This is a genomic window from Stenotrophomonas sp. STEN087, from assembly GCF_056759115.1.
On record NZ_JBRRCR010000039.1, the window covers coordinates 1 to 23,336 of the forward strand.

Here is a 23,336-nt window from a genome sequence, read left to right on the forward strand (position 1 = left end):
GGGCGGCGGTGCCGGCGCACACGGAGCTCCCCCCGGCCTGGGGGGTTGCCGCGGTCTGCGCGGGCCCGGCCCGGGGGTCACCCCCCCGACCCGGGGCGGGGCCGGGGGGGGGCTTGCCCCCCCCGCTACCGCGCTGTCAGAGCTGCTGGGCCTTGCCGCTGGCCATGGCGCGGGCGATCACCTGCTTCGCCTGTGCCGAGGCCTGTGCCTGCAGCTGTGCCTGGCGTTCACCCAGTTCCGCCTGCTGGCTGCCCAGCGCGGCCTGGCGCAGGCCCAGCTGGGCCTGCTGGTTGGCCAGTTCGCTGATGTCGTGGCTGTGCGCGTCCTGCACCGCCTGCACTTCACGCATCGCAAGACGGGCCTCGGCTGCGGCCTGGCGGGCAATCGCGGCGTCATCCACCGCACCACGCGCCGCTCTCGCGGCTTCCGCTGCGCCCTGGCGGTTGATGTCGCTCTCGCGCACCGCCCGGCTTGCCGCCTGCGTCGCCACACGGCTGATTTCGCGGGCGTGCACGGCCTGCTTGCGGCCCAGTTCACCCTGCTGGCGCCCCAGCACGCCCTGCTCGCGGCCGAGCTCACCCTGCTGGCGGCCCAGTTCGGCCGACTGCGCATAGACGCGCTGCAGCGGCTGGATCAGAGCCGGATCACGCACGGCATAGCGCTTGTTGCCTTCGCGGAACCACAGCACCGGGCCATCGCGGCCGACATCGCGGCGGGCCTGCTGGATGTCGTCGATCGTGGCGCTGGCATAGCTGCGGCCATGGTCGATCAGCACGTGGCCACGTTCCAGGTCGTTGCCCAGGTGCAGCTCGCCCACCGTGGTGTAGCTGTCGTCATCCTCGACCGGCGGTGCCGGAGGCGCGGGCGGCGCAGGCGGAACCGCGGGGACGGACGGCGCGGCGGGCGGTGCCGGCGGCTTGGGCATCACCAGGTGCACTCCCTTGGCCGGCACGGCGGGCACGGCCGGCGGGGCGGGCGGGGCGGGCGGTGCAGGCGGCGCCGGCGGTGCCGGGGCGGCCACCAGGCGCATCGGCGCCACGCCCACCGCAACCACCAGGGCGGTCAGGCCGATGGCGAGGATGCGCGGACAGGCGCGACGCGGCTGCAGGCTCAACAGGCGGCGCTTCAAGCTGGTGGTGCTCGGCGCGGCACTGGCCACGCCCAGGTGCGGCTGCGGCGCCACACCCAGCTGCAGCAGCAGGCGGCCGTAGGCGTGGCGGCTGGCACCGTGCTGGCCGACCACTGCTGCATCGACCGCTTCCTCGCGGGCCTGGGCGTACTCGCGCACGGCCAAACGCAGCAGCGGATGGAAGAAGAACAGGTGCTGGGCCAGCGCAGGCATCAGGCCCCACTGCAGGTCACGCCGCTGCATGTGCTGCAGCTCGTGGGTCAGTGCCAGATCCAGCGCATCGCCCTGCAGGGCATTGGCACCGGCCGGCAGCAGCAGCACCGGGCGCAGCGGGCCGACCAGCTGCGGCGCATCCACCTGTTCGCTCATCCACAGGCGCGGTGCGCGGCGCAGGCCGTGGGCATCGGCAGCCAGCTGCAGCGCCTGCACCAGGGCAGCGTCTTCGCAGGGGTGCGAGGCGGCCAGCAGCGCACGGCACTGGCGCCACTCACCGAAGGTGCGCCACGCCATCACCAGCACGCCGGACAGCCACAGCGCGGCCAGCGCCGTCGCCCACCAGGCCATCGGCGATACGCCGCTGCCGATCGACGCGGCGATGTCGTGGGCCTGGTCGATCGGCGCGGTGGCCAGCAGGTTCGCCGAGAGTTCCGGCGCCATGGGATGGGTCGCATCGGCGGCCAGGTCGGTGGCGCTCATTGCCACCGCCTGCGGCGCCGGCAGCCAGGCCAGCTGCAGCGGCTGGCTCCAGAACAGGCCCAGCACCGCCTGCAGCGACACCAGCCACCACAGGCGGCAGCGGGTGCTGGCCGACAGCGAGGGCAAGGCGCGGCAGAGGCCGTACACCAGGGCCACCAGCAGCACGGTCTGCAGGCTGGTCCAGCCCAGGCGCTCCAACATCGGAATCAGCATCGTAGTGTCCATGGCTCAGCCCTCGTGGCGACGCGATTGGAGTTGGGCGACCAGTGCTTCCAGTTCGGCCAGCTCGTTGTCACTGACTTCCTGGCGCTGCGACAGGTAGGCCACGAACGGCGACACCGAGCCCTGCAGGGTGTTGTCGACGAACTGGGCCACGGCGCCCTGCAGCACGCTCTCCGGGCCACGGGTGGCCTGGTAGCGGTAGACGCCCTCCTGCTGCTTGCGCTGAAGATACCCCTTGGCGCGCAGCCGCTCCATCATCGTCAGCACGGTGGAACGGGCCAGCCCGCGGGCCTCGCCGTAGCCACTGGCGACCTCGCCGACACTGGCCGGCGCATGTTCATCGATGTACTGCAGCAGGGCCAGCTCCTGGTCCCCGATGGTCTTGCCACGCATGACACCACTCCCTTGACTACACGTGTCGTCACTTTCTGCGTGACGACAGTTGTAGTCAACCCCCCGGAAGTCATGGGCCGACGAACGGCAGGGTTGGGGGATAGGCTTAAACCTTTTCCCCGCCCCTCGCATCCGATTCCCGACACCCGCCGGGAATGCCCATGTTCCGCCCAACGCTGCCCGTCCTGCTGCTGCTCCTCGCCGCCCTCCCGGTGTCCGCCGCTTCGCCCGGCCCTGATGCCGCCAACGAGCAGGCACGCCGCCTGATCCGGCAGACCATGCAGGACGCGCGCATCCCCGGCCTGCAGGTGGCGGTGGTCAAGGACGGCCAGGTGGTGCTGTCCGAGGCCTTCGGCCTGGCCAACGTGGAAAACGGCGTCGCCGCCACGCGCAGCACGCGCTTCCCGCTGAATTCGGCCACCAAGGCCTTCACCGGCGTGGCGGCCGCGCAGCTGGCGCAGCAGGGCAAGCTGGATCTGGATGCGCCGCTGGCGCGCTATCTCGATGCGCTGCCGCCGGCCTGGCAGAGCGTTCGCGTGCGCCAGCTGCTCGCGCACACCTCGGGCCTGCCGGACATCCTCGATGAGCGCGGGCTGCTGGGCGGGGGTACCGAGGCGCAGGCCTGGCAGGCCGTGACCGCGCGGCCGATGGATGCCGCACCCGGCCAGCGCTTCGCCTACAACCAGACCAACTACCTGTTGCTGGCGCGGATCATCGCGCGGCAATCGGGCATGCCCTACGAGCGCTTCCTCGCCAGCAGCCAGTTCGGCAAGGTCGGCATGGACCGCACCACCTTTGGCGACAGCTACGACCTGGTGCCCGATGCAGCAACGATGTACAGCCTGGCGCCGCGCGCAACGGAAGCGGCCGACACGCCGCCGCGACTGTCGCACTGGTTCTACGACGTGCCGAACAGCCTGTGGGCCGGCGGCGGCATCCTCACCACCGCCGATGACACTGCCCGCTGGCTGGCCGCGCTGGCCGACGGCCGCCTGCTGGGCGAACCCGCGCGCACGCGCATGTGGACGGCCGAGCCGCTCGCCGACGGCCGGGCCGGCCGTTGGGCCGCCGGCTGGCCGGTGCTGCAGGCAGCGCCGGATCGTCAGGTCGCCGGCATCGGTGGTGCTCGCTCGGCCTTCATCGTCTACCCCGACCGCGGCGTGGCGGTGGTGGTGCTGACCAACCTGGTCGGCGCCAACCCGCAGCAGTTCATTCCACGCATCGCCGATCTTTACGCGCCTGTTGCAACAGCGCCCTGAACACCTGCAAGCACGCGCGCCCGGTCCGCCACCCCAGCAACATGCAACACCAGAGTGTGCGGCAGCGCCAGCGCAGGGTGCTGGGCAATGGCGCAGAACGCAAACACCTCCCCCAGGGTGTCGTGGTCATGCCAGGTGGTCATCACGAAGTCGGCGCCCTCGCCCTCCGACGATGCCATGTCCACCGCATCATCCCAACCGCTGCACTCGATGCCCCAGGCCATCATGTAGCGGCAACCGCTGCGCACCAGCCAGTTGCTCACCCGCGCCTGCCAGTCCGCCTCCACGGCGGCTTCGACAGCAACAATGGCCCGGTAAGGGGAGCAGGCCCGTTCGGGCGGTGTCGCGCCGGGCGGCAGCCACAGGTATTCAACGGTGCCGTCCATGCCCACCCCATCCTCTGTTCGCATGCGCCGAGGATAGCTGCCGGCCAGCGGCCGGCACCACCGCCGCGTCAGCCGCGCGGACCGCCCATCACCGGCAGGATCGCTCCGCTGATGTAGCTGGCGCACGCGGGCGAGGCCAGGAACACATAGGCCGGCGACAGCTCTTCCGGCTGCGCGGGGCGGCCCATGTCGCTGTCCTTGCCGAACTCGGCAACGTCCTCGGCCTGCTTGTCGGCCGGGTTCAGCGGCGTCCACACCGGACCCGGCGCCACGCAGTTGACCCGGATGCCACGCGGCAGCAGCTGGCTGGCCAGCGCCTTGGTGAAGGCATGGATGGCGCCCTTGGTCGCCGAGTAATCGATGAGTGCCTTACTGCCGAACAGGCCGGTTTCCGAGCCGGTGTTGATGATGCTGGCGCCTTCGCCCAGATGCGGCAGCACCGCCCGCGCCATCTGGATGTAGCCGCCGATATTGGTCTGCAGGGTCTCCTGCAGGTGCGCGTCTTCCAGGTCTTCCAGACGTTCGCAATGCAGCTGGAAGGCCGCGTTGTTGACCAGGATGTCGATGCCGCCGAAGGCCTTGGCCACCTGCTTCGCCGCCTTGTTGCAGAAGCGCGGGTCGCGCACGTCACCGGCAATCACCAGGCAGCGCCCGCCTTCGCGTTCCACGTGTTGGCGGGTGACGTCCGCATCCTCCGCCTCATCCAGATGCAGCACGGCGACATCGGCGCCTTCGCGTGCGAACAGCACGGCGACCGCGCGGCCGATGCCGGAATCACCGCCGGTGATGATGGCGCGCATGCCCTGCAGCTTGCCGCTGCCGACGTAGTCCGGGGCGAGGAAGCGCGGCGCTAGTTCAAGTGCGTGTTCGTGGCCGGGCTTGGCCAGGTGCTGGGCCGGCATCGTTTCGGGCTGCCGGCGTGCGCCTGCCTGGGTGGCGGTCTTCTTCGTCGCCTTCTTGGTGGCGCGCGCATCCTTGGCTTTCTCCTGGTCCTGCAGGCGCCGCTGGCGCGACGCGACGCGTGCGGCACGCGGGTCACTCGACGCGGCCTTGCGGGTGGCGGTCTTCACCACGCGGGGGCGGTCGGTTTCGGCGACGGTCTTTGCCGTGGTGCTGCCTTTGCGCACCTTGGGCGACGCCTTGCGGCGGGCGGGGGTCTTCTTGGTGGTGGCCATGCAGGTCTCCTCGGGAGGGGGATGGGGTTGCCGGCCATCGGCCGGCACTACCGGGGGGCGGCGTGCGCCGCTCGTGCAGTGTCCCTACCCGCGTTGTCGGTGGCAGTGAGCGCGCCGTGTCCATCGCGTGCACGGCTTCATTCCGCCACCACGCCTGTCGTCGCACTCTTCAGGCCACGACACGAGGAAAGTCCCCATGAACATCGCCCCCATGAAGCATGCCGTTGCCACCGCCGCCGTCTGCTTCGCCCTTGCTGCCTGCAGCAGCAGTCCGGTTGCCCAGATCCAGCCGATCGATGGCGTGATTTCCGGTCAGTGCCACACCAACATGGTCCGCGGCGCGGTCGGCCTCGCCGCCTCGGACATGACCGTCGAGCGCGCGCGCGTGGACAGCGACAGCCTGCACGTGCAGGTCACCCGCGGCAGCCGCGAGCACAGCGGCAACACCGCCAGTGGCACGGCCGATCCGGCGGCGGGTGCGGCACAGGAAGGCGGTGACCGCCTGACGATTGAAACCGGTCGCACCAACAACATCACCGCGATCTACTGCGGCTGATTTGTGCTTGCCGCAGGCTGTTATGGCCCCTTGACGAAGGGGTCATGGTCACAGGGAATCGTAGGGTAGCGACGGCATGGCCACATCGCTGCCGGGATGGTCCAGTGGAAAGTGAAGCGATCATTTTCCCAGACCAGGAAACCGCCATGCACGAAATTGCCACGGTCAGTCGTGCGGGTATCTTCATCAATTGGGCGATCAGGGTCGGGCTCGGCAATCCAGCGCAGCACTGGGACCGTGCCAAGCTGCTCGATAAGGGCGAACATCTCGCTCACACCCGCGGCTGCGTACGTGGTCATTGTGGCGGCATCGGGAAGCGCACTTTGCGTCAGCACCGACGCGGTCACGTCTTGCGGCGCGCTGTTCCCGTGGGCGATGTAGGCACGCATGCCGACCGTAGAGGCAGGACAGCCTTTGAGTTGCAGCAGGTAGCCGGTCGTGTCACCACTGCCAGCAAATGATCGGAGCCAGTAGTGGTAGGCCGATCCGCTGTTGTCGGTCACCATTACATCCTGGCGGCCGTCCGGACCGGGTACGTAGAGCACCCTCGCCTTGGCCGTGTCGTCCAGACTGCACCCAAGCCCTGTCAGCACCTGCTTCGCTTGCGCCGGCAACAGGCCATAGCGGCCTTCGGAACCCGAGCTGCCACTCGCTGCGGGCAAATCCGGCAGGCCGTGCTCACCCTCCGCCGCACTCGCCCGAGCATCCCCGTCGGGCGAGTGACGTGACGCCACTGGGTGCTCACCCGAAGAGGCACAGCCGCTGCAGGTCATGAGGCAGAGCAGAAGCGGTGAAAAGGTCAGGTAGCGGTACTGCATGGCTTAGCGTCCTCCCATGACTGGAGCGTCTTGTTGCTGAGCAGGTGCATTCTGTAAATGCGTCTGCTCCTGTTGCTCCTGCGATTGGCGCTGGAGCCTCTGAAGGCTGGCTTCTACACCTGCTTCTGAAACCTCGGCCGCATTGACGCCAACACGGTGCGCTGCCGGATCGGTCAGGCTGCCTTGCACCAGAAACAGCGTCTCGCCTGCCGTCGCTCCCCGCACCGGATTGCTTGCCACCACTTGGTCGACACGGGTCAAGCCCGCAGCCTTCGCTTCATGAAGCATCACCAGACTGTACTCGTCTGCATGCTCCGCGTAGCGCCCTCCCATCGCCTGCAGCCCATGGCTGATCTGCTGCTGCAGGGCATGGTCACGGTGCGATGGCAGGCGAGGGTCATCCGTCGCTGCACGGGGAACATCCAGTCCGCCGAGTTCGCGTACCTGGCCCGGCGCAACCGAGGTCAATACGTACTGCCAGTTGCTCTGTCCCGGCGTACCGCGCACGACATCAACGAAATCGTCGTACTTCCCACCACCGATGGTCTGGCAACCAGCCGAATCGGTGTTTCTTGAGCTCCCGCGATGAATCTTGAAAGTATCGTTGAGGTCCTGAACGCCCTGGCTATCGCGCGCATCAAACCAACCATCCCCATTGCTATCGCGCTCAACCCGGCCAGTGCCGGCGGTGACCGCCGCCTGGGTAGGTCGCAGTGCAAATTCAGCGGGGTGGTTTTGGCGCGGATGAGTGGTGGCGCGCATCTCCGTGGTCCCTTCGGCGAGCCGGCCCAGATCCTTCACCCGGTCGCCGTTGACGTCTTCGCCTTCAATCTTGGTTCGCCGAACCACGTCCTCGAATCCCGGGCTCCGCGGCACGGTCGCAGCGTGGCCATCGTACTGGGCCGTAGGCTCAGTGGTGGCATCGTTGAATTCGCGCGCATGCCGTCCGCCTTCAGCATCCTTCCAGAGCACGACGATGCGATCGTTGTAGTCACCTTGCCCGCGCCGGTCGGTAGTGCGGCTCTCATCACGCAGTCCCAGAATCACCCGATCCTGCGTATCCATTGCCCGATGCGCATCCGCGCTCCCTCGTACTGCGATAACGCTGCCGTAAACATCGTACTGTTGTGCCTGGCTAAGATTTTCCGTTTCCGTGGTCGCTGGCTTCCGCGGCGGCCGCGACGCCTCACGCAGTCGATCCAGCATCGGGCTGACGATGGCCCTGTCGCCCGTGGCAACACCCCCAGCGGCCCGCAACGCTCCCAGCTCCGCGGCCCCGCGAACCGAGACGTACCGGTCCAGTGACTCCTGGATGACCGCTGCCTGGCCGTCGCGCAGCGCTTCCAGTCGTTCGGCCGCAGCACGTGCGTGGTTCTCCTGCAGCAATCGCACGACTTCGTCGGCTGCAGTGCTGATATCAATCTCGGGCATTTCCAGGTCCTTGTGGTCCGTCAGGTACCCAGCCTATCCAACGCACGAAGGCCCATTCTTGACCTGCCGCACACACCGTCATCGGGGAATTCTGAATTGAACAGCCGTCGAGCAAGCTTGACGCTACGGGGCCGTTGCCTCACGGCGCTTTGCCAGCCGCCGCGCCCGGCGCAGCACCTTCAGCGTCGCCTGCTCCCACTGCCGCGGGCCGCGCAGGCCCGCCAGCGAGGTCAGTTCGCCGCGCTCCCAGCCGGCAAACACGCACGGATCGATATAGGCCTTGCGGCACACCGCTGGCGTATTGCCCAGCCGCGCGGCCACCTGGCACACCACCTCGCGCTGCGCCTTGGCCAGCGCACGCTGGCTGGCCGGCTCCGGCAACTCGGTGGCGGCGAAGGTCTGCACCGCCGCCAGGGTGCCGCCCCAGGTGCGGAAATCCTTGGCGGTGAAGTCTTCACCCATCACCTCTCGCAGGTAGTCATTCACCGCACCGGAATCGACCGGCTGCACGACACCGTCGTCGTCGCGGTACTGGAACAGCGCCTGGCCCGGCAGCTGCTGCACGCCGCGCACCAGGGTGCCCAGCCGGCGGTCGCCCACGGTCACCTCGTGCAGCTGCCCGGATTTGCCACGGAAGCGCATGCGCACGCGGCCGCCGCGCAGCAGGTCCAGGTGGCGGTTGCGCAGCGTGGTCAGGCCAAAGGATTTGTTTTCCTTGGCATAGGTTTCATTGCCCACCCTCACCAGGGTATCGGCCAGCAGCGCGACCACCACCGCCAGCACCTTCTCGCGCGGGTAACCACGTAGCTTGAGGTCGCGGCTGAGCCGGCGGCGCAGGGCCGGCAGCGCTTCGCCGAAGGCGATGGTGCGGTCGAACTTGCCCGAATCGCGCACTGCCGCCCAGTCGGCGTGGTAGCGGTACTGCTTGCGCCCGCGCGCATCGCGGCCGGTGGCCTGCAGGTGGCCGTTGGCATGCGCGCAGATCCACACGGCGGTGTAGGCCGGCGGGATGGCCAGCGCGCGGATGCGCTGCAGGGTGGCGGCATCACGTACCGCGTGGCCATCGGCATCGCGGTAGGCAAAACCCTTGCCTGCGCGGCGCCGGCTGATGCCGGGCTGGGTGTCATCGACATAGCGCAGGCCCGCCGCGCGTGCGGCCTGTCGTTCGGGGGTGGGGGCAGGAGGCATGCCGCCAGTGTGGCGATCGGCGCGGCGTGGCCACGTCAATAACGCAAGACAAACACGTGAGGGGGGCTTCGCGGCTATGCTCGGGTCTTCACAGTCCCTTCCGTTCCGGAGTCATGATGCCGTTCCAGATTCGCGCCCGTTCGCTCTCCGCCCTGCTGCTGCCGGCCGTGCTGGCGTTGTCCGCCTGCCAGGCGCCAGCGCTGGATGAGCAGGATTCGGCCACCGCCCACGCCCAGCAGGCCGCCGAAGCCGCCAAGGCCCCGGCCGATGAAGCCGGCAAGGCCACCGAAGCACCGCCGGCCGGCAACTGCGATGCCAGCCAGGTGCAGAGCCTGGTCGGCCAGGCCTACACCGACGCGCTGGGCAAGCAGGCCCAGGAAGATGCCGCCGCCAGCCAGGTGCGCGTGCTCAAGCCCAATGACGTGACCACGATGGAGTTCATGGGCGATCGCCTGAACATCGAAGTGGACGAAAAGGGCCTGGTCAGCGGCGCTCGCTGCGGCTGACGGAAAGCCAACGCCGGCAAGGGTTTGCCGGCGTTTTGGTTGCACGCGCAACCGTGTATTGCGGCGTTGCAACAACTGTGATCTAGTCGAGGCATCCGGTGGCCTCATGATGCGCTCCAGGAAGAGCACGGCGTGTGCGTCAGGGTGAGTGTGAAGACACTTGGCGTGCGGCCAGACAAGGCGCGCGCCGCCGCGCAGGCGAGTGCCTGCGCAAGGTGAGCAACGCCGTATGGGCGTGCGCCAAGCGGCTTCCCGAAGGGCCGCGCCATGCGCGGCACACTCCACCATGACGTACAGGGCGTGCTCTACAGGGCGGGCACGAGTGTCCCTGCTCATTTCATTACGCATCGAGGTAGAGATGGCCCCCCGCAACCGCCAAGGGCTTTACGACCCGCGCTCCGAGCGCGATGCCTGTGGATTCGGCATGGTCGCGCAGCTTGACGACCAGCCCTCACGTCTACTGGTCGACACCGCCATCGCCGCGCTTTCGCGCATGACCCACCGTGGTGGCGTCGCCGCCGACGGGCTGACCGGCGATGGCTGCGGCCTGCTGCTGCGCCGTCCCGATGCCTTCCTGAAACTGCTGGCCAGCGAAGCGGGCATCACCGTGGGCGCGCGCTTCGCCGCCGGCCTGGTGTTCCTGCCGCACGATGGCGACGCCGCCCAGGCCTGCCGCACGCAGCTGCAGGCGCAGGTGGAAGCAGTCGGCTGCAAGGTGGCCGGCTGGCGCGAGGTGCCCACCGATGAGAGCGTCTGCGGCCAGCTGGCCCGCGATACGCTGCCGCGCATCGAACAGGTGTTCGTCGACGCCGGTGTCGGCCAGGATGACGGCGGCTTCGCGCTGGCCCTGTTCCTGGCCCGCCGCCGCAGCGAACAGCAGCTGCGCGAACATGCCGACTACTACGTCACCACCCTCAGCCCCAACGCGATCAGCTACAAGGGCATGGTGCTGCCGGACAAGCTGAGCCGCTTCTTCCCGGACCTGCAGCGCCGCGAACTGGCCTCCAGCGCCATCGTGTTCCACCAGCGCTTCTCCACCAACACGCTGCCGCGCTGGCCGCTGGCGCACCCGTTCCGCATGCTCGCCCACAACGGCGAGATCAACACCATCGAGGGCAACCGCCGCTGGGCGCAGGCGCGCAGCAAGGTGTGGAAGACCCCGCGCTTCGACATCGCCGAGTTCGATCCGGTCATCTCCATGCACGGCTCGGATTCGCAGAGCCTGGACAACATGCTGGAGCTGATGGTGTCCGGTGGCATGGAACTGATCCAGGCGCTGCGCATCCTGGTGCCGCCGGCGACCCAGTCGCTGGAGTTCAAGGATCCGGACCTGGCTGCGTTCTACGAATTCCATGGCCTGAACAGCGAGCCGTGGGACGGCCCGGCCGGCATCGTCGCCTGCGACAGCCGCTATGCGGTGTGTACGCTGGACCGCAACGGCCTGCGCCCGGCGCGCTGGATGCTGACCGCCGACCGCCACTTCCTGGTCGCCTCCGAAGCCGGCGTGTGGGAAGTGCCCACCGAGCGCGTGGTGCGCAAGGGCAAGCTCGGCCCGGGCGAGATGATCGCCATCGACCTCAAGCGCGGCGACCTGCTCGATTCGGAAGCCATCGACCGCATCAACCGTGGCCGCGCGCCGTACAAGCAATGGCTGCAGCAGGGCGTCACCTACCTGCAGACCGAGCTGATCGATCCGTCGCTGGTGGAAGAGCCCTTCGACGAAGGCACCCTGCGCAGCTACCACAAGCTGTACCAGCTCAGCAGCGAGGAAGTGGAGCAGGTGCTGCGGCCGCTCGCCGAGACCGAGCAGGAAGCCACCGGCTCGATGGGTGATGACACGCCGATGGCCGTGCTCAGCCAGCGCAGCCGCCCGCTGTACGACTATTTCCGCCAGGCGTTCGCGCAGGTCACCAACCCGCCGATCGATCCGCTGCGCGAAGACTGCGCGATGTCCCTGTCCACCCAGCTCGGCAAGGAGACCAACATCTTCCATGCCGGCCCGGAGACGGTGAACCACGTCATCCTCAACTCGCCGGTGCTGAGCCAGCGCAAGCTGCGCCAGCTGCTGAAGATGGACCAGTACGTGCAGGCCAACCGCCTGCTCGACCTGTCCTACAGCGAGGACGAAGGCCTGCGCGCCGGCATCGAGCGCATCTGCGCCGAGGCCGAACAGGCTGCCCGCGAGGGCATGGTGATGCTGCTGCTGTCCGACCGCTACCCGGTGGCCGGGCGGCCGATGGTGCACGCCCTGCTGGCCACCAGCGCCATCCACCACCACCTCTCGCACCTGGGCCTGCGCTGCGACGTCAACCTGATCGTCGAGACCGGCACCGCGCGCGACCCGCACCACATGGCCTGCCTGCTCGGCTTCGGCGCTACTGCGGTGTACCCGTACCTGGCCTACCAGACCCTGTTCGACCTGGGCCGCCGCGGCATCCTCAAGCTCAGCAAGGGCGGCGAGCAGTCGCAGATCGGCCGCCGCTACCGCAAGGGCGTCTACAAGGGCCTGTCGAAGATCATCTCGAAGATGGGCATCTGTACCGTGGCCAGCTACCGCGGTGCGCAGCTGTTCGAGATCATTGGCCTGGAACCGGAAGTGGTCGACCTGTGCTTCCCCGATACCGCCTCGCGCATCGGTGGTGCCGGCTTCGCCCGCCTGGATGCCGATGCACGCGAACTCTGCGCGCAGGCCTGGGACGCCCAGCAGGGCGTGGATGTCGGCGGCCTGCTGAAGTACGTGCACGGCGGCGAGTACCACATGTACAACCCGGACGTGGTGACCACCCTGCAGCGCGCGGCGCGCAGCGGTGACCCGCGTGCGTGGCAGCAGTACTGCGACGCCGTGCATGCGCGGCCGCCGTCGGCACTGCGCGACCTGCTGGAACTGGTGCCGGCCGCTGCGCCGACGCCGCTGGACGAGGTGGCCCCGGCCAGCGAACTGTTCCCGCGCTTTGACACCGCGGCCATCAGCCTCGGCGCGCTGTCGCCGGAAGCGCATGAAGCGCTGGCCATCGCGATGAACCGCCTCGGCGGCCGCAGCAATTCCGGCGAAGGTGGCGAAGACCCGGCGCGCTATGGCACGCAGCGCCGCAGCAAGATCAAGCAGGTGGCCTCGGGCCGCTTCGGTGTCACCGCCGAATACCTGGTCAATGCCGAAGTGCTGCAGATCAAGGTCGCGCAGGGCGCCAAGCCCGGCGAAGGCGGCCAGCTGCCCGGCCACAAGGTCAACGAACTGATCGCCCGCCTGCGCTATGCCAAGCCGGGCATCGGCCTGATCTCGCCGCCGCCGCACCACGACATCTATTCCATCGAAGACCTGGCCCAGCTGATCTACGACCTCAAGCAGGTCAACCCGACCGCGCTGGTCTCGGTGAAGCTGGTCAGCCATGCCGGCGTGGGCACGATTGCCGCCGGCGTGGTCAAGGCCGGTGCGGACCTGATCACCATTTCCGGCCATGACGGCGGCACTGGTGCCTCGCCGGTCAGCTCGATCCGCTATGCCGGCGTGCCGTGGGAACTGGGCGTGGCCGAAGCGCACCAGGCGCTGCTGGCCAACGACCTGCGCGGGCGCACCCTGCTGCAGACCGACGGCGGCCTGAAGACCGGCCTGGACGTGGTCAAGGCCGCACTGCTGGGTGCCGACAGCTTCGGCTTCGGCACCGCGCCGATGATCGTGCTGGGCTGCAAGTACCTGCGCATCTGCCACCTCAACAACTGCGCCACCGGCGTCGCCACCCAGGATGACCGCCTGCGCGAGAACCACTTCACCGGCCAGCCCGAGCGCGTGGAGAACTTCTTCCGCCTGCTGGCCGAGGAAGTGCGTGGCTGGCTGTCCTACCTGGGCGCGCGTTCGCTGGAGGAAATCGTCGGCCGCACCGATCTGCTGCGGCAGATCGAGGCCGCGCCGCGCGACGGCGTCCGCGTGGACCTGTCGCGCCTGCTGGCCGATGCCCGTTACGAAGGCAGCCACTGCGCCGCGCAGCGCCTGTACGAATCGCCGGACAGCCTGGCCACGCAGATGGACGGCCTGCTGGCGCCGGCCATCGAACACAAGCAGGGCGGCGAACACCGCTTCCTGATCCACAACACCGACCGCAGCATCGGCACCCGCCTGGCCGGTGCCGTGGCCCGCGCGCACGGCAACCAGGGCATGGCCGAAGCACCGCTGGAACTGCGCTTCCGCGGCAGTGCCGGGCAGAGCTTCGGCGCGTTCAATGTCGGCGGCCTGCACCTGGAAGTGGAAGGCGAAGCCAACGACTACGTCGGCAAGGGCATGGCCGGCGGCCGCCTGGTGGTGCGTCCGCCGCGTGGCGCGCGCTTCGAGGCCCGCAGCACCGCCATCATCGGCAACACCTGCCTGTACGGCGCCACCGGGGGCGAGCTGTTTGCCGCCGGTCGCGCGGGCGAGCGCTTCGCGGTGCGCAATTCCGGCGCGCTGGCGGTGGTGGAAGGTGCCGGTGACCACTGCTGCGAGTACATGACCGACGGCGTGGTGCTGGTGCTGGGTAAGGTCGGCCTGAACTTCGGCGCCGGCTTCACCGGTGGCCTGGCCTACGTGCTGGACGTCGATCGCGATTTCGTCGACCGCTACAACCACGAGCTGATCGACATCCACCGCGTATCGGCCGAGGGCTTCGAGAACTACCGCCAGCACCTGCACCGCCTGATCGGCCGCCACCGCGAGCTGACCGGCAGCATCTGGGCGCAGCAGATCATGGACGAGTTCCGCGATTACATCGGCAAGTTCTGGCTGGTCAAACCGAAGGCCGCCAGCATCGAGTCGCTGACTGAAACCCTGCGACGCGCCGCGTAACGGTCGTGCCGGCCGCTGGCCGGCAACCCAGGATCACGTAGTGCCGGCCATTGGCCGGCTACCGCAAAAACCACAGAGCCAGCCATGAGCCGCAAGCAAGCATTCCAGTTCCTCGATCTGCCCCGGACCATGCCGCAGCGCATCCCGGTCGAACTGCGCACCTCCGGCGACTGGGGTGAGCTGTACGGCAAGTTCGGCAAGGAAGACGCCCAGTACCAGGCCGGTCGCTGCCTGGACTGCGGCAACCCGTACTGCAGCTGGAAGTGCCCGGTGCACAACGCCATTCCGCAGTGGCTGCAGCTGGTGCAGGAAAACCGCATCCACGAAGCCGCCACCCTGTGCCACAGCACCAACCCGCTGCCGGAAGTGTGCGGCCGCGTCTGCCCGCAGGACCGCCTGTGCGAAGGCAGCTGCACGCTGGAGGAATTCGGCGCGGTGACCATCGGTGCGGTGGAGAAGTACATCGTCGATACCGCGCTGGCCAGCGGCTGGCGCCCCGACCTGGCCGCGGTGCAGCCCACCGGCCAGAGCGTGGCGGTGATCGGTGCTGGTCCGGCCGGCCTGGCCTGTGCCGACCGCCTGGCGCGCGCCGGCATCACCGCCGTGGTCTACGACCGCTACGAACAGATCGGCGGCCTGCTGCAGTTCGGCATCCCCAGCTTCAAGCTGGACAAGGACGTGATCCACCGCCGCCGCGAGGTGCTGGAGGGCATGGGCGTGCAGTTCCGCCTGGGCGTGGAGATCGGTCGCGATGTCAGCGTGCAACAGCTGCTGGACAGCCACGATGCGGTGTTCGTCGGCACCGGCGCATACCGCTACACCGATGGTGGCCTGGACGGCCAGGACCTGAAGGGCGTGCTGCCGGCGCTGCCGTTCCTGGTGCAGAACAGCCGCATCGTCAGCGGCGATGATCCGAAGGGCCGGCCGATTGCCGGCTGGGAAGACACCATCGCCCTGCCCGACCTCAACGGCAAGCGCGTGGTCGTGCTCGGCGGCGGCGACACCGGCATGGACTGCGTGCGCAGCGCGGTGCGCCTGGGCGCAGCCAAGGTGACCTGCGCCTACCGCCGCGACGAGGCGAACATGCCCGGCAGCGCGCGCGAAGTGGCCAATGCGCGCGAGGAGGGCGTGCGTTTTCTGTTCAACCGCCAGCCGCTGTCGATCGAGGCCGGTGCCGATGACGAAGTGATCGGCGTGACCGTGGTCGAGACCCGCCTCGGCGAGCCCGATGCCAATGGCCGCCAGAACGCGGTGCCGATCGAGGGCAGTGAATCGCTGCTGGAAGCGGACGTGGTGATCATCGCCTTCGGTTTCTCGCCGACGCTGCCGGCGTGGCTGTCCGAGCACGGCGTGGAAGGCCAGTCCAACGGCCGCATCGTCGCCGGTGGCAAGGACCGCCTGCCGTACCAGACCTCGCACCCGCGCCTGTTCGCCGGTGGCGATGCGGTGCGCGGCGCGGACCTGGTGGTGACCGCCGTGGCCGAAGGGCGCGACGCCGCCGCCAGCATCGTGCGCCTACTGGCGCACTGATCCGGCCACGGCTGTGGCTTGTACGGCCTGTGGTGCCGACGCCGAAGGGGCGTCGCACGCAGGCAGGTACAGGTCCAGGCTGACGGTGGTGCCCTCGTCGGGGACGCTGTGCAGCTGCAGTTCGCCGCCGAGCGCGGCGGCCAGCTCGCGGCAGATGGCCAGGCCCAGGCCACTGCCACCGAAACGGCGGGTGGTCGAGGCCTCGGCCTGCGTGTAAGGCGCGAACACCGCCCGCTGCCGCTCCGGACTGATACCCACCCCGGTGTCAGCCACCTGCAGCCGCAGATGCTGGCCGGCAGCCGCCTGGCGCAGCACCTGCAGGCGCAGCTCGACCCCGCCGTGCGCGGTGAACTTGAGCGCGTTGCCCACCAGATTGAACAGGATCTGCCGCAGGCGCAGGCCATCGACCAGCGTACTGGCCTGCAGTGCCGGGTCCAGCACGCAGCGCAGATGCAGGCCCTTGCTCGCGGCCAGCGGCGCCAGCAGCCGCTGCACGCCCCGCAGCAGTGCGGCCAGATCGGTGGGCACCGCGTGGGAGGAACGGCAGCCCTCGCGCTGCCGCTCGCTGTCCAGCACCTCGGCGAGGATCTGCCGCAGCATCGCGGCCGCCTCGTCGAGGGTGGCCAGCAGCTGCCGCTGGCGCGGGTCCAGCGACGTCTCTGCCAGGTCGTCGAGCATGCTCATCAGCGTGTGCATTGGCGCACCGATCTCCTGGCTCATGCTGGCCAGGAAGTGGGCCTTGGCCACCACCGCCTGCTCGGCTTCGCGCCGTGCGTCGTTCAAGGTGGCCGCACGCATCTGCGCCTCGGTCACGTCCATCCAGTAGCCTGTCCATTCGACGCTGCTGCCATCGCCGTCGCTGCTGGCCACCGGCCGCCCGTGGGAACGCACCCAGCGCCAGCCCATCCGCCCGCGGGCGCGGAAGGTGACGTCGATCGGCCCGCGCATCAGCGCCGCCGCATCGACATGGGCCATCACCGGACCGCGGTCCTCCGGGTGCACGGCCGCCAGCAGCCGCCAGTACTCGATGCGCGCGGTGTCCACGCTCAGGCCGAACAGCGCCTGCACGTCGCCAGTCAGGTAGAGCACGCTGTACTCGCCCGAGGCGCTGCGCCGGGTCCGATAGACCACCGCCGGCAGACCCGCGCTGACCTCCTGCAGGCGCTGCTGCAGGGCGCGGCGGCACTGCGCTTCGCGGTGCAGCCGCCAGTAGCCGAAGGCATGCACCAGGCCCAGCCCGAGCAGGGCCAGCAAGGCGGCGGCGAGGCCGCGCAGCCACGTCGGCATCGGTATGTCCGCCGGCCTCGATGCAGATGTGCCCGCTGTGGCCAAGGCGATGTCGCGCACGCTGGACAGCGGTGCCCGCTGAGGGTCGAACACGGCCAGCCAGTGCCGGCAGGCCGGCGTCGTGGCCAGTACCAGGGCATCGTCGAAGCCGGCTGGCGCAGCGACCTTCAGCGCGTTGTCGTTGCCCTCCCGCAGCAGGCGCTCGACATCGACCAGATTGGCTACCACCGCATCCACCTGCGAGGCCACCAGCAGGCGCAGGGCGGTGTCCACCGCCATCGGTGGCAGCAGCAGCGCGCCGGGCGCCTGCCGCTGCAGCAGGGGCGACAGCTGTGCCGGATCGGGCGTGGCTACCGTCTGCCCGCGCAGCCCGCCCAGGTCGAGGACGGGCGGGGCATCGCGGCGGCGTACGATCACCTGCGGTATGTCGAGGTAGGTGACGCTGGCCGGCCATCCCGAAGGCAGCTGCCCACGCGACCAGCCCAGCACCGCCTGCGTGCCGGGCGGCAGCCGGCCTTCGTCCAGCAGGTCGGCGGCCACCGGCTGCACCTGCAGCGTCGGCTCTGCAGTGCGCAGCGCGGCCAGCATCGCGTCGATGCCCCCGTGCACCGGCCCGGCCTGGCCGGCAGGCACCGACGACGGCGCCGAAGCATGCACCAGCCGCAGCGGCCCGCTGCAGTCATCGGCTCGCACCGGCAGCGCCACCAGCAGGGCCAACAGCGCGCCGCCACACCGCCAGCAGCGGCGCGCAGCGGCGACATCAGGACAACCAGCGACACTCACGATTACTCCTCAGGCCGCAGACTGCACGAAGCAGCGGCCACCTGTCACGCTAGCGACGCGGCCCGCAGCGACAATGAGGAAAATTGCAAATCGCTCAAGTGATACTGATAGCGACATACACTGCCGCTTCCACCACTGAGGACACCCGCGATGCGCATCGGCCTGGCCGCCAACCGCCTGCACCACCATGACGCGCGTGCCGCGCTGTTCCGCTGGCTGCGTGCCAGCGAGCCGGGCCTGCGCGAGCTGGGCGTGTCCCTGCATGCAGTCGGCCGTACCCACGACGCGATCGAACGCAACGGCTTCCTGTCCGGCTATGCGGGCCTGCACCGCTATCCCTACGGCCGCCAGGGCGGCCTGATGAAGCTGGTGGCTGAAGTGGTCGGCATGGGACCGGAGCGCACCCTCGATGGCACGATCTACCTGATCGATCCGGTCGACCCGTCGTCGGTATTCCCCGAGGCGACCGCGCTCAAGCGTCAGTGCGTGATCCACGGCAAGCCGTTCATTTCGACCGTGGCCACCGCGCGCGACTGGATCGAGATCGAACGGGTCCACGCCGGGTTGGCCGCCGATGCCGGTGCTGATGACCTGCACGCGTTCGAAGGACAGACCCTGGCGCTGATCGCCCACGATGCGATGAAGCCGGCGATGCTGGCCTTCGCCGACGAGCATTTCGACGTACTGGCCCGCTTCGGCGAGCGCGTGGCCACCGGCACCACCGGCCAGCGCCTCAACGAGCTGGCGTGGAGCCGCGGCTGGCCCACCGATACGCCGTGGGTGACGCGCTACCAGAGCGGCCCGATGGGCGGCGATGCGCAGATTGCCGACCGCGTGCTGGAGGGACGCTGCCAGCGCGCGATCTTCTTCGAGGATCCGCATGTGGCGCGCCAGCATGAGGCCGATATCCAGCTGCTGGAGCGGGCGGTGACGACGGTGACCGACGAGGCGGTGTGCATTACCGCACCGCGGGTGGCGGCACGCTGGGCGGCTGCGGCGGCGTTGCGCGCGGGTTGATGGGGGTATCGGCCAACGGCTGAGCCCCTCGTGGTGGTTGTTCAGATCAGAAGCCGTGCTTGGCCGGGTGGGGTGGGCCGCGCAGGGGACGCTGCAAGTACGTCCCTGTAAGCTCGGTCGCCGCATCCATGCGGCTCACGCCCCTGCGCAACCCACCCCACCCGGCCACGGACAGTTTCCGGTGTGCCCACCACGGAAGAAAGAAAGAAGAGCAGGAGCGGGTCGCGCGCTGCGCGCGCTCCTGTAGAGCCGAGCCCATGCTCGGCTGCTTCTCGTCGGGCTGACTGAACACCCCGCGCTTCGCAATGTCGCGATTCGCACGTTCGCGGGCGGGATCATTCATGGGCGGCAGCCCGCGATGATCTGCAAACTTTTCGAACTTTCCAACAATTCTCATTGGCTGCACGGGCGCTGCGTGCAAATCATGTCGAGCCACCGACAACGGGTGGCACGGGACTCCAATCCCGTTCTGATCTGAAGGTTGTTTACGCTTGTCAGCTGGCGTCGCTCATTCACCGTGGGCGACGCCGGCTGGCAATCCGTCTGCATTTCCATGGCGGGCGGTGCGTGGAGGGCTTCGGCCCGCCGGGTTCCTTCAGATCACCGGTATTGGAGCCACGCATCGTCCGCCACCTCCGCAGCTGCGGGGTGGCTCTCTCTGCAACATGCACAGGAGACCGCCATGAGCGCCCATCGTTATCCCTTCCTGTTCGCCGCATTGGGCGAGGCTGCCAATCAGCTGCCCAACGAAATCGCCCAGCCGCTGGAATCCACCCTGGCCGCCAACCAGACCGCCGACAGCATCTCGCTGCTGGGCAGCCTGCAGCGCATCGGCCAGAGCGAGGGCGCGGATGGTCAGCCGCTGCAGCGCACAGGACGTTCCCCTGGGCAATGCGTGGCCTTGTCCCGCATCCAGCGTGCCAACGCAGGGCTGACTTTCCTGCTGGAGCTGGCGCATGCCATCGAGCGTGTCCGTGTGAGCGGCGATATCAGCCAGCAGTTGAGCGATGGAGCGAGGGACAGCCTGCTGCTGGCCTGCCGGGGGCTGTCGGAATACGTGGACATGCAGGTGGATGCCGCCTGACGGTCAACCGTTATTGGCCGCGCTGCGCGCGTCAGCCGAGCATGGGCTCGGCTCTACCGTTACAGCAGCTGGCGCAGCATCGCCTTCAGGCGTCGGCCTTCCAGCTGGAAGTAATCGCGCTGCTCGCGCCATGCGGGGAAGCGTTGTTCCACTTCGTGCCAGAACGCGGGCGAGTGGTTGGCCTGGATCAGGTGGCAGAGCTCGTGCACCAGCACGTACTCGAAAGCGTCCGGGCGGCCGAGCACCAGGGCCAGGTCCAGCGCCATGCTGCCATCCGGTGCCAGCGAGCCCCATTGCGAGGACATCACCTTCAGTCGCACGCGGCTGGGTGCGCGCGGCAGGCCGGGCAGGTACTTCGGCAGCCAGCGGCCGACGTCGGCGCGGGTCTGTGCTTCGTAGAACTCACGCAGCAGGCGGCGCAGGGTGGCGTCGCCGGCACGGGTCGGCCACTGCACGCAGGCGCCGTGCTCGTCGATCTCCAGGCGCGCGAAGCGGCCTTCCTGCCAGCGCACCGGCAGCAGCTCGCCACGCAGCGGGAGCATGCCCTCCTCGCCCGGCTGCAGTGGTGCCGGCAGGCCGTTGTCCTGGTAGACGCGCAGCTGCAGCGCCAGCCAGTCGCGGTGCTGTTCGAGGAAACGCTCGCCCATCACCAGGCTGGCCCGCGGCGGCAACGTCAGGCGTGCGCCGCGTTCGTCCACGCTCAGCTTGATGCGTCGCGCGCGCGGATCGCGCACGCGCAGCACCTCGATCTCGGCATCGTCCAGGCGCAGGCGGACGGTGTCGCGCTGCACGGTGGCGGGCGAGGTCGGGCTGATCAGGCGGCGCAGCAGGCGGCTCATGTGCCCAGCATAGCGCTGCGCGGGGCCGCTGGATGACCGGCGGCCTGCGCAGTGCCTGTTCAGTCAGCCTTGCTGAGCTTGAAGGCTTCTTCCAGCAGCAGGAACAGCCGACGGATCTCGGCGCTCTGCAGGGCGAAGCGGGCGTCGAACTCGGCGCGGCGGCCGTCTTCGTCGGCATGCTCCAGCTGGTCCAGGGCGCCGTCGAGGAACTTCAGCTTGCGCACGATCAGGTCGTCGCCGATGACGAAGGACAGGTTGTCCTCGAAGATCAGCGCCAGCTTGGTCACCTGCTTGCCGGCGTCCAGGTGCTTGTCGATCTCGTCGCAGCGCAGTTCCTGGTGCTGGCACTTGACCACCGCGCCACCCTCCACCGGGTCCTTCATCTCGCACTCTTCGCCCAGGCTCAGGCCGGTCGGCAGCGGCTCGCCGGCGATCCAGCCGGTCAGGATCGAGCGCGGCGCGACTTCGGCGTTCAGCGGCATCGCCGGGAAGCTGCCGAGCAGGCCGCGGATGTCGGACATGAAGTACTCGCCGGTCTTGCGGCTGGAGGTGTCCACCGCGACGTAGCCGTGCTGCAGGTCGATGAAGGCGTCGTTGCGCGAGGACTTCACGAAGGCGCGCGGCAGCAGTTCATGCAGCAGGTCGTCCTTCATGCGCTTGCGCTCGCGGCCACCGGGGCGGCGGCCTTCCTTCTCCTCGATCTCCTCCAGCTTGCGCTCGAGCAGGTCGTTGACCACCGCCGCCGGCAGGATCTTGTCCTCGCCGCCCACGGTCAGCCACAGGTGTTCGGCAATGCGGTGCGACAGCAGTTCCTTCTCCTCGCGGCCGAAGGGCGAGATGAAGCCTCGCGAATTCATTTCCAGCGCACCGACCGGCTTGAGCAGGGCGTGCGGCAGCAGGGTGTCCACTTCGGAGAAATCGGTGGTAGTCGGGAAACGGAAGAACGTCAGGTTGCGAAAGAACATGGAATTCCGGATGGCGAAGAGGAAGGGCGTCCCACCTTAAAGGGCGGGCGTCTCGGGTGCTGCGTGGGCATCGGCCGGCGAACCGGCCAGCCAGGCATGGGCATCGGACAAGGGTGCCTCGTCGCGACGGCCCAACGCCATGAAATCGAACAGACTGGCATCGGCCAGCTGCGAGGGGTGGATCTGGCCCATGGCCCGGGCGATCTGGTCGATGCGGCCGGGATGGTCCTTTTCCCACTGCTGGAGCATCAGCCCGACCTGGCGGCGTTGCAGGTTTTCCTGGCTGCCACACAGGTTGCACGGGATGATCGGGAAATCACGTGCCTGAGCGTACTCGACGATGTCGCGCTCGCGTACGTAGGCCAGTGGACGGATGACCACGTGGCGGCCGTCGTCGCTGCGCAGTTTCGGCGGCATGCCCGACAGCTTGGCGTGGTGGAACAGGTTCATGAAGAAGGTGGCCACCATGTCGTCGCGGTGGTGGCCCAGCGCGATGCGGGTGAAGCCGTGCTTCTCGGCGTGGTTGTACAGCGCGCCGCGGCGCAGGCGCGAGCACAGCGAACACATCGTGCGACCTTCCGGGATGACCCGGCTGACCACCGAATAGGTGTCCTGCTCGATGATCTGGTACGCCACGCCCAGGCTGGCCAGGTACTCGGGCAGCACGTGTTCGGGGAAGCCGGGCTGCTTCTGGTCCAGGTTCACCGCGACCAGCTCGAACGGCACCGGGGCCTTCTTCTGCAGCTGCAGCAGGAGGTCCAGCAGGGTGTAGCTGTCCTTGCCGCCGGACAGGCAGACCATCACCTTGTCGCCGGCCTCGATCATGCCGTAATCGGCAATGGCCTGGCCGACCTGGCGGCGCAGGCGCCGGCCCAGCGGGTGTTCCGCGCGCGGGCCCACGCGCGGTGCGACAGGCGCACGCGGCAAGGGATCGGGCAGGAAAATCACGGCGCTCATGGCTGCCATTCTACCGGCTTGGGACCGGCGCCGGCCGCGGCGCGGGGTCGCCCTCTCCCGATGGTCATCGGCGCTGTGTATGCTCGGAGGCTGTGGATACCTACAGCCCCGCCGAGATCGTCGAACGCCTCGTCGCCCTGCGCGCCGAACACCGCGTGCTGGATGAACAGATCACCCGGATGGCCGCCAATGGCGAGGACGAGCTGGAGTCGAAACGGCTGAAGCGGCGCAAGCTGCAGTTGAAGGACTGCATCGCGAAGCTGGAGAGCCTGCAGATTCCGGACGAGCCGGCGTAAGCGGGG

General features: G+C 68.8%; 19 protein-coding genes. 8 read left to right on the forward strand and 11 right to left on the reverse strand.

Features of this window, described 5'->3' with window-relative positions:
- Positions 1-136: 136 nt before the first annotated feature.
- Both ACVOK1_RS11900 and ACVOK1_RS11905 read right to left on the reverse strand, forming a co-directional pair.
- Positions 137-2,050 carry a M56 family metallopeptidase gene (locus tag ACVOK1_RS11900; RefSeq protein ID WP_481562180.1) on the reverse strand — a complete coding sequence of 638 codons (1,914 nt, stop codon included), beginning with the start codon at positions 2,048-2,050 and terminating at the stop codon, positions 137-139.
- A 3-nt stretch (positions 2,051-2,053) separates the two neighbouring features.
- Positions 2,054-2,440, reverse strand: coding sequence for a BlaI/MecI/CopY family transcriptional regulator (locus ACVOK1_RS11905; RefSeq protein ID WP_108767237.1), 387 nt, complete (start codon positions 2,438-2,440; stop codon positions 2,054-2,056).
- 191 nt (positions 2,441-2,631) lie between these two features.
- On the opposite strand from ACVOK1_RS11905, the gene ACVOK1_RS11910 reads away from it, so the two are divergent.
- On the forward strand, positions 2,632-3,699 hold the full coding sequence (locus ACVOK1_RS11910; protein WP_481562196.1) for a serine hydrolase domain-containing protein: 1,068 nt from the start codon (positions 2,632-2,634) through the stop codon (positions 3,697-3,699).
- On the opposite strand, the gene ACVOK1_RS11915 is transcribed toward ACVOK1_RS11910, so the two are convergent.
- Positions 3,672-4,085: a DUF7684 family protein gene (locus tag ACVOK1_RS11915; RefSeq protein WP_481562181.1), complete on the reverse strand. Its 414-nt coding sequence runs from the start codon at positions 4,083-4,085 to the stop codon at positions 3,672-3,674. The genes ACVOK1_RS11910 and ACVOK1_RS11915 overlap by 28 nt on opposite strands.
- A gap of 68 nt (positions 4,086-4,153) precedes the next feature.
- Entirely contained in the window at positions 4,154-5,260 is a 1,107-nt protein-coding gene (locus tag ACVOK1_RS11920; protein WP_481562182.1) for an SDR family oxidoreductase, read from the reverse strand.
- A gap of 211 nt (positions 5,261-5,471) precedes the next feature.
- On the opposite strand from ACVOK1_RS11920, the gene ACVOK1_RS11925 reads away from it, so the two are divergent.
- Positions 5,472-5,816 carry a hypothetical protein gene (locus tag ACVOK1_RS11925; protein ID WP_481562197.1) on the forward strand — a complete coding sequence of 115 codons (345 nt, stop codon included), beginning with the start codon at positions 5,472-5,474 and terminating at the stop codon, positions 5,814-5,816.
- Positions 5,817-5,836: 20 nt separating this feature from the next.
- Here the strand turns inward: ACVOK1_RS11925 and ACVOK1_RS11930 are convergent, their stop codons facing one another.
- The 3 genes from ACVOK1_RS11930 to ACVOK1_RS11940 form a co-directional block, all read right to left on the reverse strand.
- Entirely contained in the window at positions 5,837-6,634 is a 798-nt protein-coding gene (locus tag ACVOK1_RS11930) for a hypothetical protein (protein ID WP_406233689.1), read from the reverse strand.
- Between the two features lie 3 nt (positions 6,635-6,637).
- Positions 6,638-8,065, reverse strand: a complete 1,428-nt coding sequence (locus tag ACVOK1_RS11935) for an XVIPCD domain-containing protein (protein WP_481562183.1) — start codon at positions 8,063-8,065, stop codon at positions 6,638-6,640.
- Positions 8,066-8,188: 123 nt separating this feature from the next.
- Positions 8,189-9,253 (reverse strand): DNA topoisomerase IB, encoded by a 1,065-nt coding sequence (locus tag ACVOK1_RS11940; protein WP_481562184.1) that lies wholly within the window; start codon positions 9,251-9,253, stop codon positions 8,189-8,191.
- Positions 9,254-9,369: 116 nt separating this feature from the next.
- Between ACVOK1_RS11940 and ACVOK1_RS11945 the strand changes: the two genes are divergently transcribed.
- The 3 genes from ACVOK1_RS11945 (at position 9,370) to ACVOK1_RS11955 (ending at position 16,102) form a co-directional block, all read left to right on the forward strand.
- Complete coding sequence (locus tag ACVOK1_RS11945; RefSeq protein WP_481562185.1) at positions 9,370-9,759, forward strand: I78 family peptidase inhibitor; 390 nt, start codon at positions 9,370-9,372, stop codon at positions 9,757-9,759.
- Positions 9,760-10,117: 358 nt separating this feature from the next.
- Complete coding sequence (gene gltB / locus ACVOK1_RS11950; protein ID WP_481562186.1) at positions 10,118-14,572, forward strand: glutamate synthase large subunit; 4,455 nt, start codon at positions 10,118-10,120, stop codon at positions 14,570-14,572.
- Positions 14,573-14,656: 84 nt separating this feature from the next.
- Complete coding sequence (locus ACVOK1_RS11955; protein WP_164073868.1) at positions 14,657-16,102, forward strand: FAD-dependent oxidoreductase; 1,446 nt, start codon at positions 14,657-14,659, stop codon at positions 16,100-16,102.
- Here ACVOK1_RS11955 and ACVOK1_RS11960 read toward each other — a convergent pair.
- The gene (locus ACVOK1_RS11960) at positions 16,088-18,172 is read right to left on the reverse strand and encodes an ATP-binding protein (RefSeq protein ID WP_481562187.1); all 2,085 of its coding nucleotides are present in this window, start codon (positions 18,170-18,172) and stop codon (positions 16,088-16,090) included. The genes ACVOK1_RS11955 and ACVOK1_RS11960 overlap by 15 nt on opposite strands.
- A gap of 150 nt (positions 18,173-18,322) precedes the next feature.
- On the opposite strand from ACVOK1_RS11960, the gene ACVOK1_RS11965 reads away from it, so the two are divergent.
- Entirely contained in the window at positions 18,323-19,189 is an 867-nt protein-coding gene (locus ACVOK1_RS11965) for a methylglyoxal synthase (RefSeq protein WP_481562188.1), read from the forward strand.
- Between the two features lie 682 nt (positions 19,190-19,871).
- Positions 19,872-20,273: a hypothetical protein gene (locus ACVOK1_RS11970; RefSeq protein ID WP_406233695.1), complete on the forward strand. Its 402-nt coding sequence runs from the start codon at positions 19,872-19,874 to the stop codon at positions 20,271-20,273.
- 59 nt (positions 20,274-20,332) lie between these two features.
- Here the strand turns inward: ACVOK1_RS11970 and ACVOK1_RS11975 are convergent, their stop codons facing one another.
- From ACVOK1_RS11975 to ttcA, 3 genes are read right to left on the reverse strand one after another with little or no spacing between them, the layout of a single operon-like run.
- Positions 20,333-21,112 carry a M48 family metallopeptidase gene (locus ACVOK1_RS11975; RefSeq protein ID WP_481562189.1) on the reverse strand — a complete coding sequence of 260 codons (780 nt, stop codon included), beginning with the start codon at positions 21,110-21,112 and terminating at the stop codon, positions 20,333-20,335.
- Positions 21,113-21,171: 59 nt separating this feature from the next.
- Positions 21,172-22,077, reverse strand: coding sequence for a recombination-associated protein RdgC (locus tag ACVOK1_RS11980; RefSeq protein WP_005411825.1), 906 nt, complete (start codon positions 22,075-22,077; stop codon positions 21,172-21,174).
- A 36-nt stretch (positions 22,078-22,113) separates the two neighbouring features.
- Positions 22,114-23,034, reverse strand: coding sequence for a tRNA 2-thiocytidine(32) synthetase TtcA (gene ttcA, locus ACVOK1_RS11985; protein ID WP_481562190.1), 921 nt, complete (start codon positions 23,032-23,034; stop codon positions 22,114-22,116).
- Positions 23,035-23,126: 92 nt separating this feature from the next.
- Between ttcA and ACVOK1_RS11990 the strand changes: the two genes are divergently transcribed.
- Positions 23,127-23,330 carry a YdcH family protein gene (locus tag ACVOK1_RS11990; RefSeq protein WP_079224582.1) on the forward strand — a complete coding sequence of 68 codons (204 nt, stop codon included), beginning with the start codon at positions 23,127-23,129 and terminating at the stop codon, positions 23,328-23,330.
- Positions 23,331-23,336 lie beyond the last annotated feature (6 nt).

Excerpts from the sequence above, each read along its gene's own strand:
- ACVOK1_RS11940 (WP_481562184.1), bottom strand. The coding sequence starts at position 9,253 with ATGCCTCCTGCCCCCACCCCCGAACGACAGGCCGCACGCGCGGCGGGC.
- ACVOK1_RS11945 (WP_481562185.1), top strand. The coding sequence starts at position 9,370 with ATGCCGTTCCAGATTCGCGCCCGTTCGCTCTCCGCCCTGCTGCTGCCG.
- gltB (WP_481562186.1), top strand. The coding sequence starts at position 10,118 with ATGGCCCCCCGCAACCGCCAAGGGCTTTACGACCCGCGCTCCGAGCGC.
- ACVOK1_RS11955 (WP_164073868.1), top strand. The coding sequence starts at position 14,657 with ATGAGCCGCAAGCAAGCATTCCAGTTCCTCGATCTGCCCCGGACCATG.
- ACVOK1_RS11970 (WP_406233695.1), top strand. The coding sequence starts at position 19,872 with ATGAGCGCCCATCGTTATCCCTTCCTGTTCGCCGCATTGGGCGAGGCT.
- ACVOK1_RS11920 (WP_481562182.1), bottom strand. The coding sequence starts at position 5,260 with ATGGCCACCACCAAGAAGACCCCCGCCCGCCGCAAGGCGTCGCCCAAG.
- ACVOK1_RS11930 (WP_406233689.1), bottom strand. The coding sequence starts at position 6,634 with ATGCAGTACCGCTACCTGACCTTTTCACCGCTTCTGCTCTGCCTCATG.
- ACVOK1_RS11900 (WP_481562180.1), bottom strand. The coding sequence starts at position 2,050 with ATGGACACTACGATGCTGATTCCGATGTTGGAGCGCCTGGGCTGGACC.
- ACVOK1_RS11905 (WP_108767237.1), bottom strand. The coding sequence starts at position 2,440 with ATGCGTGGCAAGACCATCGGGGACCAGGAGCTGGCCCTGCTGCAGTAC.
- ttcA (WP_481562190.1), bottom strand. The coding sequence starts at position 23,034 with ATGAGCGCCGTGATTTTCCTGCCCGATCCCTTGCCGCGTGCGCCTGTC.
- ACVOK1_RS11915 (WP_481562181.1), bottom strand. The coding sequence starts at position 4,085 with ATGGACGGCACCGTTGAATACCTGTGGCTGCCGCCCGGCGCGACACCG.
- ACVOK1_RS11975 (WP_481562189.1), bottom strand. The coding sequence starts at position 21,112 with ATGAGCCGCCTGCTGCGCCGCCTGATCAGCCCGACCTCGCCCGCCACC.
- ACVOK1_RS11935 (WP_481562183.1), bottom strand. The coding sequence starts at position 8,065 with ATGCCCGAGATTGATATCAGCACTGCAGCCGACGAAGTCGTGCGATTG.
- ACVOK1_RS11925 (WP_481562197.1), top strand. The coding sequence starts at position 5,472 with ATGAAGCATGCCGTTGCCACCGCCGCCGTCTGCTTCGCCCTTGCTGCC.
- ACVOK1_RS11965 (WP_481562188.1), top strand. The coding sequence starts at position 18,323 with ATGCGCATCGGCCTGGCCGCCAACCGCCTGCACCACCATGACGCGCGT.
- ACVOK1_RS11980 (WP_005411825.1), bottom strand. The coding sequence starts at position 22,077 with ATGTTCTTTCGCAACCTGACGTTCTTCCGTTTCCCGACTACCACCGAT.